The organism is Kitasatospora sp. NPDC057518, from assembly GCF_042802075.1.
GTDB lineage: Bacteria > Actinomycetota > Actinomycetes > Streptomycetales > Streptomycetaceae > Kitasatospora.
The window spans coordinates 1-13,306 of record NZ_JBHVEU010000002.1; the positions used below are offsets into that span (position 1 = coordinate 1).

7 protein-coding genes are annotated in these 13,306 nt (G+C 76.3%); all 7 read right to left on the reverse strand.

Features of this window, described 5'->3' with window-relative positions:
* Positions 1-34 precede the first annotated feature (34 nt).
* Positions 35-841: a thioesterase II family protein gene (locus ACFU7Z_RS00345; RefSeq protein WP_380775020.1), complete on the reverse strand. Its 807-nt coding sequence runs from the start codon at positions 839-841 to the stop codon at positions 35-37.
* Between the two features lie 10 nt (positions 842-851).
* Positions 852-4,013, reverse strand: a complete 3,162-nt coding sequence (locus ACFU7Z_RS00350; protein ID WP_380775021.1) for a type I polyketide synthase — start codon at positions 4,011-4,013, stop codon at positions 852-854.
* Positions 4,010-5,158 carry an HAD-IIIC family phosphatase gene (locus tag ACFU7Z_RS00355; protein ID WP_380775023.1) on the reverse strand — a complete coding sequence of 383 codons (1,149 nt, stop codon included), beginning with the start codon at positions 5,156-5,158 and terminating at the stop codon, positions 4,010-4,012. Before ACFU7Z_RS00355 ends, ACFU7Z_RS00350 begins: the two co-directional genes overlap by 4 nt.
* A gap of 98 nt (positions 5,159-5,256) precedes the next feature.
* Complete coding sequence (locus ACFU7Z_RS00360) at positions 5,257-6,426, reverse strand: acyl-CoA dehydrogenase family protein (RefSeq protein ID WP_380775026.1); 1,170 nt, start codon at positions 6,424-6,426, stop codon at positions 5,257-5,259.
* A complete protein-coding gene (locus ACFU7Z_RS00365; RefSeq protein ID WP_049658118.1) occupies positions 6,423-6,695 on the reverse strand; it encodes a methoxymalonate biosynthesis protein in 273 nt (90 codons plus the stop codon). Before ACFU7Z_RS00365 ends, ACFU7Z_RS00360 begins: the two co-directional genes overlap by 4 nt.
* A 51-nt stretch (positions 6,696-6,746) precedes the next feature.
* Positions 6,747-7,601: a 3-hydroxyacyl-CoA dehydrogenase family protein gene (locus tag ACFU7Z_RS00370; protein WP_380775027.1), complete on the reverse strand. Its 855-nt coding sequence runs from the start codon at positions 7,599-7,601 to the stop codon at positions 6,747-6,749.
* The gene (locus tag ACFU7Z_RS00375) at positions 7,594-13,260 is read right to left on the reverse strand and encodes an SDR family NAD(P)-dependent oxidoreductase (RefSeq protein ID WP_380775037.1); all 5,667 of its coding nucleotides are present in this window, start codon (positions 13,258-13,260) and stop codon (positions 7,594-7,596) included. Before ACFU7Z_RS00375 ends, ACFU7Z_RS00370 begins: the two co-directional genes overlap by 8 nt.
* Between the last annotated feature and the right edge of the window lie 46 nt (positions 13,261-13,306).

Below are 13,306 nucleotides of genomic sequence, written 5' to 3' on the forward strand. Positions count from 1 at the left end.
GGTTCGACCCGTCCGGGCGGCACCCGCGGCCGTGTCACCGTCCGCCGGAGGACGCCCGCGGGGCGTCGACGGCCTCGGCCAGGTGGCCGTCCAGCAGGCCGATGACCCGCGGCATCTCCTCGGTGAGGAAGAAGTGCCCGCCAGGGAAGACCTGGAGGTCGAACCCGCCGGTGGTGTGGGCCCGCCAGTCCTCCGCCTCGGCGACCGAGGTCTTGGGGTCGCGGTCGCCCGTCAGGGAGGTGATCGGGCAGCTGACGACGGCGTCCGCGCCGGCCCGGTAGGTCTCGATGGCGCGGTAGTCGGCGCGCAGCGCCGGCATCGCGGCCGCCATCAGGTCCGGGTCGTCGAGGACGACGGACGAGGACCCGTCCAGGCGGCGGATCTCGTCGGTGATCGCGTCGTCGCCGAGCAGGTGCACCCCCTCGGCCGGGCCCAGCCCGATCGCCGGGCCGCGCCGGCCGGAGACGACCAGGCGGGCGGCGGGCCGGCCGGCGGCCTCGCAGCGGCGGGCCACCTCGAAGGCGACGACGGCGCCCATGCTGTGGCCGAACAGCACCAGGGGCAGCTCGGGCTGCCGGGCCAGCACCTCGTGGATCCGGTCGGCCAGGACGTTCAGGTCGGCGATCGGCTGCTCCCGGCGGCGGTCCTGACGGCCCGGGTACTGGACGGCCAGGACCTCGACGCGGTCGGCGGCGGCCAGCGCGTACGGCACCGGGCGGTAGAACGGGGCGGTGCCCCCCGCGTGCGGGAAGCACACCAGGCGGGCGGCGGGCGCCTCCGTCCTCCGGTAGCAGCGCAGCCAGAGGTCGTCGTCGGCGGTGGGGTCGGGTCGGGCGGACATGGTTCTCCGTTCAGTGATCACGGTCGGGGCCGAGCTCGGCCTCGATGAGGGCGAGGAGTTCGTCGTCGGTGGTGTCGGACAGCGCGTCCGCGCCGGTCCCCCGGCCGGGCCCGGCAGCGGACCCGCCGCCGGTCCGGCCGACCAGCGACTCCAGCCGGGCCAACGCCCGTTCCCGGGCCGCCGGATCCTCGGCGGCGGCGAGCAGCGCTTCGAGGGCGTCGAGCGCGGCGGGCAGCGGATCGGGGTTCAGGGCGGCGTGCAGGTGGGACGCCAGGACGGCGGGTGACGGGTGGTCGTACACCAGGCCCGGCGGGAGCGCGAGGCCGGTGGCGGACGCGAGGCGGTTGCGCAGCTCGACGGCCAGGACGGAACCGAGGCCCTGGGACTTGAAGGTGCGGGTCGGGTGCACGCCCCCGGCGCCGTCGTGGCCGAGGACGGCAGCGGCGTGGGCGCGGACCAGGTCCAGTACGGCGCGCTCGGTGCCCAGGGCCGCGGGGGTCACGGCGGCCGGGGCCGGGGCGCCGGTGTCCGGGTCGGGACGTGCCGGGGCCTGCTGCCCGGCGGCCAGCCAGTGGCGGGTGCGCTGGAAGGCGTACGTGGGCAGGTCCACGGTGCGGCCGGCCGCCGGCAGCACCGTGCCCCAGTCGACGGGCACCCCCCGGACGTGGGCCTCGGCCAGCGAGGCCAGCAGGCGGTCCGGGCCGCCGTCCTCGCGCCGCAGGGTGCCGACGGCCGCTTCGGCGGCGATGCCGCCGACCAGCAGCGGGTGCGGGGACACCTCGACGAAGGCGCCGTGGCCGGCGGCGGTGAGCACCCCGACGGCCCGGTCGAACTCGACGGTCTCGCGCAGGCTCGCGTACCAGTACTCCGGGCCCGCCTCGGGGCCGGCCAGCCACTCGCCGGTCAGCGCGGAGACCATCGGGACCAGGGCCGGGCCCGGCTCGATCCCCTTCAGGACAGCGAGGACCTCCTCGCGCAGCTCGTCCACGTGGGCGCTGTGCGAGGCGTAGTCGACGGGGATCAGCCGGGTGCGCACCGCCTCACCGTACGCGTCCGCCAACTCCCGCAGGGCGTCGGGCTCACCGGAGACCACCGTCGCCGAGGGGCCGTTGACGGCCGCGACCGACAGCCGCTCCCCGAACGGCGCGATCCGCTCCCGGACGGCGTCCACCGCGTCGGCGACGGAGAGCATCCCGCCGCGCCCGGCCAGCGCCGTCAGCGCCCGGCTGCGCAGGGCCACCACCTGGGCGGCGTCGTCGAGGGAGAGGATTCCCGCGACGGCGGCCGCCGCGATCTCGCCCTGGGAGTGGCCCACCACCGCGTCGGGAGCGACACCGGCCGCCTGCCACACGGCGGCCAGCGAGACCATCACCGCCCAGAGCGCCGGCTGCACGACGTCGGCGGCCTCGAAACCGTGAAGGCCCGCCAGGACGTCGTCCAACTGCCAGTCCACGTACGGCGCGAGAGCCTCGGCGCACTCCGCCAGCCGCGCCGCGAACACCGGGGACGACGCGGCCAGCTCACGGCCCATCCCCACCCACTGGCCGCCCTGGCCGGGGAAGACGAACACCGTCCGCCCGGGGCCCTCGGGGCCGACCGCGCCGGTGACGACAGCGGCGGAGGGGCGGCCGGCCGCGAGGTCCGCCAGGGCGTCCAGCGGCCGCGGGCCGAGCAGGACGGCGCGGTGGTCGAGCGCCGCCCGCGTCGTGGCGAGGGACCGGGCGACCTCCCCGGCCGACGCCTCCGGCCGGGCCGCCAGGTGCTCCCGCAGCCGCTCGGCCTGCGCGGCCAGCGCGGCGGGCGTCCGGGCGGAGAGCAGCCAGACGGGGTCGGCGCCGTCCACCACGGACGCGGCGGGCGGGGACGCAGTGGTTGCGGCGGGGGCCGGTTCGGCGGGGGCGGCCTCCAGGACGACATGGGCGTTGGTGCCGCCGATGCCGAAGCCCGACACGCCCGCGCGGGGCGGGTGCGCGGTCTCCGGCCACGGGGTCGGCTCCGTCAGCAGCCGCACCGCGCCGTCCCCCCAGTCGACGGCCGGGGTGGGCTCGGTGATGTGCAGCGACTCGGGGAGCGTGCGGTGCCGCAGGGCGAGGACCGTCTTGATGACACCCGCGACGCCCGCCGCAGCAAGGGTGTGGCCGAGGTTGGACTTCACCGAGCCGACCAGCAGCGGGCGTCCGTGCGCCCGGTCCGCGCCGTAGGCGGCGAGCAGGGCCCCCGCCTCGACGCGGTCGCCCAGCCGGGTTCCGGTGCCGTGCGCCTCGACGGCGTCGATGTCCGCGGGGGCCAGCTCCGCGTCGGCGAGCGCGGCGTGGATGACCGCGCGCTGGGCCTCGCCGTTCGGGGCCGTCAGGCTGTGGCCGGCGCCGTCGGAGTTGACGGCCGAGCCGCGGACCACCGCCAGCACCCGGTGGCCCAGGCGCCGCGCCCGCTCCAGCCGTTCCAGCACGAGCACGCCGGCCCCCTCGGACCAGGCCACGCCGTCCGCGTCCGCGGAGAAGGGCTTGCAGCGGGCGTCCGGGGCCAGACCGCCCAGCGCGCTGAACGCGACGTGGTAGCCGGGCGTCGTCATCACCGTCACCCCGCCCGCCAGCGCCAGTTCGCACTCGCCACCGCGCAGCCCCTCGACGGCGAGGTGCAGCGCCACCAGCGAGCTGGAGGCCGAGGTGTCGACGGTGAGGACGGGGCCGTTGAGGCCGAGGGTGTGGGCCAGCCGCCCGCTGATGACGCTCGGGGCGGTGCCGGTGAACAGCACGCCGGCGAGGTCGGCGGGCGCCTCGTGCAGCGCGGGCCCGTACGGCCGGGCCTCGGCCCCGAGGAACACCCCGGTGCGGGAGCCCCGCAGGGTGGTCGGGTCGATGCGGGCGTGCTCCAGGGCCTCCCAGCCCACCTCCAGGGCGAGCCGCTGCTGCGGGTCCATGGCGTCGGCCTCGCGCGGGGAGAGGTCGAAGAACGCGGCGTCGAAGCGGGTCGCGCTGTCGAGGAACCCGCCGCGGTCGGTGGCGCAGCGCCCGTCGCGGCGCAGCGCGTCGAGGTCCCAGCCGCGGTCGGTGGGGAAGGGGCCCGCGACGGTGCGGCGGTCGACGAGGGCCTGCCACAGGTCCTCGGGCGAGTCGATGCCGCCGGGGTAGCGGCAGGCCATGCCGATGACGGCCAGGGGCTCGGCGGTCATGCGCCGGCTCCGCTCGTGGAACCCGTGGGGGCCACGGGGCCGAGGGCGGGGGCCTCGACGCGCACGGTGGTGGGGGCCGGGCGGCGGTCCGCCACCAGGTGCCGGAACTCGATGCCCGCACGCCCGGAGCCGGCCGCCCCGGCATCGGCATCGGCATCGGCATCGGCAGAGCGCAGTTCGGCGAGGCAGTCGCACGCCGCGTCGGTGAAGCCGGCGAACCGGTAGGCGATCTCCATCATCCGGTTGCGGTCGGTGCGGCGGAAGTCGGCGGCCAGGTGGACCCCGGCCGCCGCCGCCTCGCCGATCAGCCAGTCCAGCAGGACGGCGCCCGCGCCGAAGGACACCACCCGGCAGGAGGTGGCCAGCAGCTTCAGGTGCCAGACCCGCTCGTGGTAGCCGACGAGCAGCACGCCGACGGCGCCGTGCGGGCCGAAGCGGTCGGTGAGGGAGACGGTGAGGACCTCGTGCTCCGGATCGGCGATCAGGGCCCGCAGGTCGGCGTCGGAGTAGTAGACGCCGGTGGCGTTCATCTGGCTGGTGCGGAGGGTGAGTTCCTCGACCCGGGAGAGGTCGGCGTCGTCGGCCCGCTTGATCTCCATGACCAGGTCCAGCGAGCGGAGGAAGGCCTCGTCGGGGCCGGTGAACTCCTCGCGCTCGGCGGTCCGGCGGAAGCCCGCCTGGTACATGCTGCGGCGGCGGGCGGCGTCGACGGTGACGACGGCCGGGCTGAACTCGGGGAGGCCGGTCAGCTCCGCGGCCAGCGCCGCGTCGAAGCAGCGGACCTCGGGGTGGTGGTGGGCGACCTCGGCGCGCTCGGCCGGCTGGTCGTCGATGAAGGCGACCGTCTTCAGGGCGAAGTTCAGCCCGTCCGCGATCTCCTTGACCGACCGGGACTTGGGGTGCCAGCCGATCCGCGGCAGGACGAAGTACTCGGCGACGCCGAGGGCCTCCAGCTGCTGCCAGGCGTGGTCGTGGTCGTTCTTGCTGGCCACGGCCTGGAGGATGCCCCGGGCGTCGAGTTCGACGATGGTGCGGCGGATCTCCTCGGGCAGCACCACCTCGTGGTCCTCCAGGAGGGTGCCCCGCCACAGGGTGTTGTCCAGGTCCCAGACCAGGCACTTGACGAGGGTGGGTGCGTCGGACACGGGGCGCTCCTTCGATTTCCGTTCGTTGCCGTGTTCGTGGTGCGTGTGGTGCGTTCAGTGCTCGTGGTACGTCGTGCCCGTGCGGGGCGGCGGGCGGCTCAGAGCCGGTCGAGGGCGTGCCGGGCGAGGATCAACTGCGAGATCTCGGTGCTGCCTTCGATCAGTTCCATCGCCTTGGCGTCCCGGTAGGCCCGGGCCACCACGTGGCCGTCGGTGAAGCCCCGCGAGGCGAGCACCTGGACGGCCGTCGCGGCGCCGCGGGTCGCGTGGGTGGCGGCGACCTGCTTGGCCAGCACCGCCGTCACCGCCGCGTCCGGGGCGGTACGGTCCCACTGCTCGGCGGCGTGCCGGCAGACCTGGGTGGCGATCCGCTCCGAGGTGTAGAGCTCGGCGATGTGCCGGGCCACCAGCTGGTGCTCGCCGATCGGGCCGCCGCCCTGCTCGCGGGTGCGGGCGTCCCCGACGGCGGCCGTGAGGCAGGCGCGCAGGATGCCGACGCAGCCCCAGGCCACCGACATCCGGCCGTAGGACAGGCCGACCGTGAACAGCAGCGCGAGCGGCTGGCGCCCGCCGCCGAGCACGGCGTCGGCCGGGATCCGGACGTCGTCGAGCACGATGCGGCAGTGCGTGGCGGCGCGGCAGCCGAGCGGGGCCGCGACGGGCTCGATGCGGACGCCGGGCGCGTCCGTCGGCACCATCGCGGCGGCGCCGTCCGGACCGTCGCCGTAGCGGCCGACGACCATGACGAGGTCGGCGTAGGCGGCCCCGGTGATCCACATCTTCTCGCCGGAGACGATCAGGTCGCCGCTGCCGTCCTCGGCCGGACGGATGCGGGTGGTCATGCCGCTGAGGTCGGAGCCCGCGCCCGGCTCGCTGAAACCGACGCAGGCGAGCCGGCCGCTCGTCAGCTGCCCGAGGTAGCGCCGGCGCTGCTCGCGGTCGCCGAAGCGGCGGACGACCGCCGCGGCGATCCCCTGGACCGTCATCACGCTGCGCAGCGAGCTGCACAGGGCGCCGACGTGGGCGGTGAGTTCGCCGTTCTCCTGGCCGGTGCGGCCGGGCCCGCCGAAGCGGGCCGGCACCTCGGCGCACAGCACCCCCATCGCGCCGAGCTCGCGCAGCAGCTCGACGGGGATCCGGCCGGCCGCGTCCCAGGCGGCCGGCCCGTCGCCGACCAGGGCGTCGATCGCCGCGGTGTCGAAGCCCGTCCCGCCCGTACCCGTCCCGCCCGTACCCGTGGCGGCCGTACCCGTGGCCCCGCCGCTCATGCGTCCCCGGTCTCGCGCAGGCGCAGCACCATGGCCGCCATGGCGCGGATGCTGCGGAAGTTGTCCCGGTTCAGCTCGGCGCCGACGATCTCGATGTCGTACTCGTCCTCCAGGAACACCACCAGTTCCATGGCGAACATCGAGGAGATCGCGCCGGTGGCGAAGAGGTCCTGCTCGACCTCGGGTTCGGCGCCGGTGTGTCCGACGAGGAAGGCGCTCAGCGCCTGCTCGACGGCGGTCGTCCCGGCAGCGGCGTTCGCGGTGGTCATGTGTCCGTACCTTTCGTAGTTCCGTGCTGGCCGTTCGGGGGAGCCCGGTGCTCAGCCGTACGTGTAGAAGCCCCGGCCGGACTTGCGGCCGTGGTGCCCGTCGCGGACCTTCCGGAGCATCAGCTCGCAGGGGTCGCACTCGGGGTCGCCGGTGCGCTCGTGCAGGACCCGCAGGGAGTCGACGAGGTTGTCGATGCCGATCAGGTCGGCGGTGCGCAGCGGTCCGGTGGTGTGGCCGAGGCAGCCTTCCAGCAGCCCGTCCACCGTCTCGGCGGAGGCGACGCCCTCCTGGACGAGCATCGCCGCCCGGTTGATCAGCGGGTGCAGCAGCCGGTTGACGACGAAGCCCGGTGCGTCGTTGACCACCAGCGCCGTGCGGCCGAGCACGGTCAGCAGCGAGGTGACGGCGGTCATCGTGGCGTCGCCGGTGGCCCGGCCGCGGATCACCTCGACCATGGTGATCAGGTAGGCGGGGTTCATGAAGTGCACGCCGACGAGTTCGTCGCCGCGCGCCACCCAGCCCGCCATCTCGTCGATGGGGATGCACGAGGTGTTGGAGATCAGCAGGGTGCCGGGGGCGACCAGCCCAGAGACCTCGGTCAGCACCTCGCGCTTGACCTCGGCGACCTCCACGACGGCCTCGACGACGGCGGTCGCGTCGGCGATGTCGGCCGGCGAGGTGGTGGTGGCCAGCGTGCCGTGGGCGCGGCCCGCCGGGAGGGCCTCCAGCAGCTGGGCGTGCTTCAGCTTGCGGCGGATCGCCGTCCGGGCCGTGGCCAGGGTCGGCTCGTCGACGTCGACGAGGGTGACGTCGACGCCGTGGCCGAGGGCGAGGGCGGCGATGTTGGTGCCCATGACGCCGCCGCCGATGACGGCGAGGCGGTGCTGTTCGTGACGGTCAGTCATCGTGTCCCTCCCGGGTGGTGGTGAAGTGCTCGTCGAGCCAGGAGTCGACGGCCCGCGCGGTGGTCCCGGCGTGGGCGCCGATCATGGTGAAGTGGTCGCCCGGAACGGTCACCGGGGTGAGGTCGCCGGAGAGGTCCCACGGGAGGCGGACGGCGCCGTCCCCGCCCTCGGGGCCGCCCGGCTCGCCGCCGTGGCGGAGCAGCAGGGTCGGCAGGTCCGCGGTGTACGGGACGTGGCCGCGCCAGTCCTGGACGTAGTAGTGGGCGAGCGCGGTCAGCCACTCGTCCCCGCCGATGCCGCCCGCGTCGACGCCCCCGGGGTTGCCCAGGAGCACGGCGGCCGGCAGGGTGCCGATGATCTCGTCGGGGGCACCGGCCGACTGCGGGGCGAAGCTGTCCAGCAGCACCAGCGCGGCGGGGCCCCGGCCCAGTTCGGCGAGGCGGGCGGCGAGGGCCTGCGCGACCAGCCCGCCGGAGGAGTAGCCGACGAGGACGAACGGGCCGGCCTCCGGGGCGGTCTCCGGGGCGGCGAGCACCGTCCGGACGCACAGGTCGAGCAGCGCGTCCGGGTCGGCGGCCAGCGGCTCCCCCGCCGTGTAGCCGGGGATCACCGCGGAGAGGACGTGCCGGGGGCGGCGGAGGCCCTGCACCACCCGGACGAACTCCTGGGCGTCGCCCGCGCCGAACGACGGCAGGCAGACGAGCGTCGGCCCGACCGTGTCCGCGGACCGGCGGGTGAGCGGGACCAGGGGCGGGACGCCCGCCAGCTCGTCCGCACCGGCGAAGCGGGGCCGGAACCGGGCCAGCCCGGCGATCATCCGTACGGCGTCGGCCCCCTGGCCGAGGCTGTTCGCCCGCAGGTACAGGGCGGCCAGCGTCTCGGCGGCCGGTGTCCCGGCGGCTCCGGCCCGCTCCGTACCGTCCGCGGATTCCGGCGCGGCGGCCAGCGCGAAGCGGGGCGCGGCCCGCTGCGGTCCGCCGTCCTGGCGCACCGAGCCGTCGGCGAGCCGCTCCCGCAGGTACGCGGCCGTCAGGGCGGGGGTCGGGTGGTCGAAGACCAGCGGACCGCTCAGCCGCAGACCGGTGGCCCCGGCGAGCCGCTTGCGCAGCTCCAGGGCGCTCAGCGAGGTGAACCCCTGCTCCAGGAACGTGGCGTCCGGGTCGACGGCCGCCGCGTCCGGGTGGCCGAGCGCGGCGGCGGCGTGCTCCCGGACCAGCTCCAGCAGGACCGCCTCCCGCTCCCGCGCCGACCGCGCCCCGCCGAGCCGGGCGGACAGCCGGACGGCGGCGGACGACCGCCGCGCACCGGCGCCCTCGTCGCCCGAGAGCCCGTCCCCGTCCTCGTCCCCGTCTCCCTGCTCCAGGACCCGGAGGGCGTCGGGAAGCGCGGACAGCAGCGGGCTCGGCCGGTGCAGCGTGTACAGCGGCACGAACCGCGCCCAGTCGACGTCGGCGACGACGAGCAGCGTCTCGTCGTCGTCCAGCGCCTGGGCGAGGCCCTCGATGCCGCGCTCGGGAGCCATCGTCCGCAGCCCGTAGGCGCTCAGCTGCTCGCCCGCCTCCCCCGCGCCCATGCCGCCGCCGCCCCACAGGCCCCAGGCCACCGAGGTGGCCGCCAGCCCGGCCGCGCGCCGCCGCTCCGCCAGGGCGTCCAGCGCCGCGTTGGCGGCGCCGTACCCGGCCAGCAGCCCGCTGCCCCAGGTGGCGGCGCCGGAGGAGAACAGCACGAAGGCGTCCAGCTCCAGTCCGCGCTCGGCCGACAGCTCGTGCAGGTGCAGGGCGCCACCGACCTTCACCTCGGAGACCTCCTGCAGCCCGGCGTCGGTCAGCGCGGCGACCGGCGCCCCGTGGCCGGTGCCCGCCGAGTGCACCACCGCCGACAGCGCGGGGCCGGTGGCGGCGACGCGGTCCAGCAGCGCGCCGACCGCGGGCCGCTCGGCGACGTCACAGGCGACCACCTCGACGGCGCTGCCGAGGGCCGCCAGTCCGGCCGCCAGCTCGGGCACCCCGGGCGCGGCCGGGCCGGAGCGGCCGGCCAGCACCACGCGCGGGGTGCCGCGCTCGGCCAGCAGCCGCGCCGTCCGACCGCCGATCAGGCCCGTACCGCCGGTGACCAGCGCCGTCCCGGCGGTCCGCCACGGCTCGGCGGGTCCAGCTTCCGGGCGCGGGGCGCGCACCAGGCGGCGCGCGAACGCTCCCGTGCCGCGCAACGCGACCTGGTCCTCGCCCTCCGGTCCTGCGGCGAGCAGCCCGGCCAGGCGGTCCCCGACCGAGGCGTCGAACCCGGCCGACGCGTCGGACCCGGCCGACGCGTCCGACCCGGCCGGGAGGTCGACCAGGCCGCCCCACTGCTTGGCCTGCTCCAGACCCGCCGTCTGCCCCCACGCCCACACCTGGGCCTGCGCCAGACTGGGCACCTCGCCCGGCAGCGCCGCCACCGCGCCACGGGTCAGCACCCACAGCGGCACCACCGACCCCGCGTCGAGCAGCGCCTGCAGCAGCGCGCTGGAGGCCGCCAGACCGGCGGGCACCCGGGGCCGACCGGGCAGCGGCGTCTCGTCCAGCGCCAGCAGGGACACCACACCCGCGAACTCGCCGACGCCGCGCAGGACGTCACCGAGGGTCCCGCGATCGGCGGCGCCGGTCTCCAGTACCCGGACCTCGACGCCGCCGGCCCGCAGCGCGCCGGCCACCTCGGCGGCCGTCCCGGCCCCGGCCGGGCCGGCGACCACGAGCCACGTGCCGGACGGCACCGAGGCCGCCGGTGCCGAGCCCGACAGCGCCGAGCCCGCCGGTGCCGCACCCGACGGCCCGTCGAGGGGCTGCCACTCGACGCGGTACCGCCAGCCGGCCACCGCGTCCCGGGCCACCGGCTCCGGGAACACCGGCCAGTAGCGGCGGTACTGGAAGGCGTAGGTCGGCAGGTCGACGGTGCCGCTCCCGGTCCCGGCGGGCAGCAGGGCGGTCCAGTCCACGGGCAGGCCGCGGACGTACGCCTGGGCCAGCGAGAGCAGGAGGCGCCCGGAGCCGCCGTCGTCGCGGCGCAGGGTGTCGGCCACGACCGGGCCGTACGACTCCAGGCTGTCCGCGATGGCCGGGGCCAGCACCGGGTGCGGGGACACCTCGACGAAGGCGCCGTGGCCGGTTCCGGCGAGGGTGTGCACGGCCCGGTCGAACTCGACGGTCTCGCGCAGGCTGACGTACCAGTAGTCCGGCACCAGTTCCGGCCCGGAGAGCGTCGCGCCGGTGCTGGAGGAGACCATCGGAATCCGCCCCTCGCGGGGGGCGATGCCCTGGAGGGCGGCGAGGATCTCCTCGCGCAGCTCGTCCACGTGGGCGCTGTGCGAGGCGTAGTCGACCGGGATCATCCGGGCACGCGGGGACTCCCCGCAGGCGTCGGCGAGTTCACGCAGCGCGTCGGCGTCACCGGAAACCACCGTCGCCGACGGGCCGTTCACCGCCGCGATGGACAGGCGGGAACCGTACGGAGCGATCCGCGCCCGCACACCCGCCACCGGCTCGGCGATCGACAGCATCCCGCCACGACCCGCCAGCGCCTTCAGGGTCCGGCTGCGCAGAGCGACCACCTTCGCCGCGTCCTCCAGCGAGAGGATCCCGGCCACCGCCGCCGCCGCGATCTCACCCTGGGAGTGGCCCACCACGGCGTCGGGAACGACACCGGCCGCCTCCCAGACCGCAGCCAGCGACACCATCACGGCCCACAGCGCCGGCTGCACCACATCGGCGGCCTCGAAACCGTGCCGACCGGCCAGCACATCGTCCAACTGCCAGTCCACATACGGCGCCAGGGCCTCGGCACACTCCGCCAACTTCGCAGCGAACACCGGGGACGACTCGGCCAGCTCGCGACCCATCCCGACCCACTGACTGCCCTGCCCCGGGAAGACGAACACCGTCCGCCCGACCCCGGCCGACGGCACCTCGCCCGTCAGCACCCCGGCCCCGGGCCGGTCCGCGGCCACGGCCTCCAGTTTCGCCGCCAGCTCGGCACGGTCGGTGCCCAGCACCACCGCGCGCCGCTTGAACGCCGTCCGCGTGGTGGCGAGCGACCGGGCCACCTCCGGCAGCGGCAGCTCGGGGCGTTCCAGGAGGTGGTCCCGCAGCCGCCGCGCCTGGTCCGCCAGGGCCTCCTCGGACCGTCCGGAGACGGTGACGGGGAGCACGGCGGGCTCCGCGACCAGCACCGGCGGCGCGGCGGGCGCCGACACCGCGGCCGGCTCCGGCGTCCCGTCCGGCTCCGGCGCGGCCGGCCCTCCGGCGGGCGCCTCCTCCAGGATCACGTGCGCGTTGGTGCCGCTGATCCCGAAGGCCGAGACGCCCGCCCGACGCGGCTGTTCGCCCGCCGGCCACGCCACGCGCTCCTGGAGCAGGCTCACGTGCCCCGCCGACCAGTCGACGTGCGGGGTCGGCTCCGCCGCGTGCAGCGTCGCCGGCAGCTCCTCGTGCCGCAGCGCCAGCACCATCTTGATCACACCGGCGATGCCGGCCGCCTGCTGGGCGTGCCCGATGTTCGACTTCACCGACCCCAGCCAGAGCGGCCGTTCGGCCGGATGCCCCTGCCCGTACGTCGCCAGCAGCGCCTGCGCCTCGATCGGGTCGCCCAGCGTAGTGCCGGTGCCGTGCGCCTCGACGACGTCCACGTCCCCCGTCGCCAGCCGGGCGTTGGCCAGCGCCGCGCGGATCACCCGCTGCTGAGCGGGGCCGTTGGGCGCGGACAGGCCGTTGGAGGCGCCGTCCTGGTTGACGGCGCTCCCCCGGACCACGGCCAGCACCCGGTGCCCGTTGCGCCGGGCGTCCGACAGCCGCTCCAGCACCACCACACCCGCGCCCTCGGCGAGGCCCATGCCGTCCGCGCCCGCCCCGAAGGCCTTGCAACGGCCGTCCCGGGCAAGGGCGTTCTGCTGCGAGAAGCCCACGAACTCGCCCGGGCTGACGATCACGGTCACCCCGCCGGCCAGCGCCAGCGCGCACTCCCCCGCCCGCAGCGACTGCACGGCGAGGTGCAGCGCGACCAGCGAGGAGGAGCAGGCGGTGTCCACCGACACCGCCGGCCCGGTCAGGCCCAGCGTGTACGACACCCGGCCGGACAACACGCTCATCGCCGTACCGGTGATCAGGTGCGCCTCCGAGCCCGAGAGGTCGCCGCCGGCGGTCGCGTACCCGGAGGGCGCGGCGCCCGCGAACACGCCGGTGGCCGACTCGCGCAGGCTCGCCGGGTCGATCCCGGCCCGCTCGACCGCCTCCCAGGCCGTCTCCAGCAGCAGCCGCTGCTGCGGGTCCATCGCCAGCGCCTCACGCGGACTGATCCCGAAGAACCCGCCGTCGAAGTCCGCGGCCCCGGAGACGAACCCGGCCTGGACGGTGCTGCTCGTGCCGTCCGCGCCCGGGGCGGCGTCGAAGAGCGCGCCGAGGTCCCAGCCGCGGTCGGTGGGGAACCCGCCGACCGCGTCCCCGCCCGCCACCAGGAGGTCCCACAGGTCCTCGGGGGTGCGCACACCGCCCGGGTAGCGGCAGGCCATCCCGACGATCGCGATCGGCTCCCGCTCCCGCTCGGTCGCCTCGCGCAGCCGGGCCCGCGTGGTGCGGAGCTTGGCGGTGGTCTGCTTGAGGAAATCGAGCAGTTTCTCTTCGTTCTGCATGGTGCTGTCGCTCACATTCGACCTCGTTCGGGAGGAGTTGGCGCCG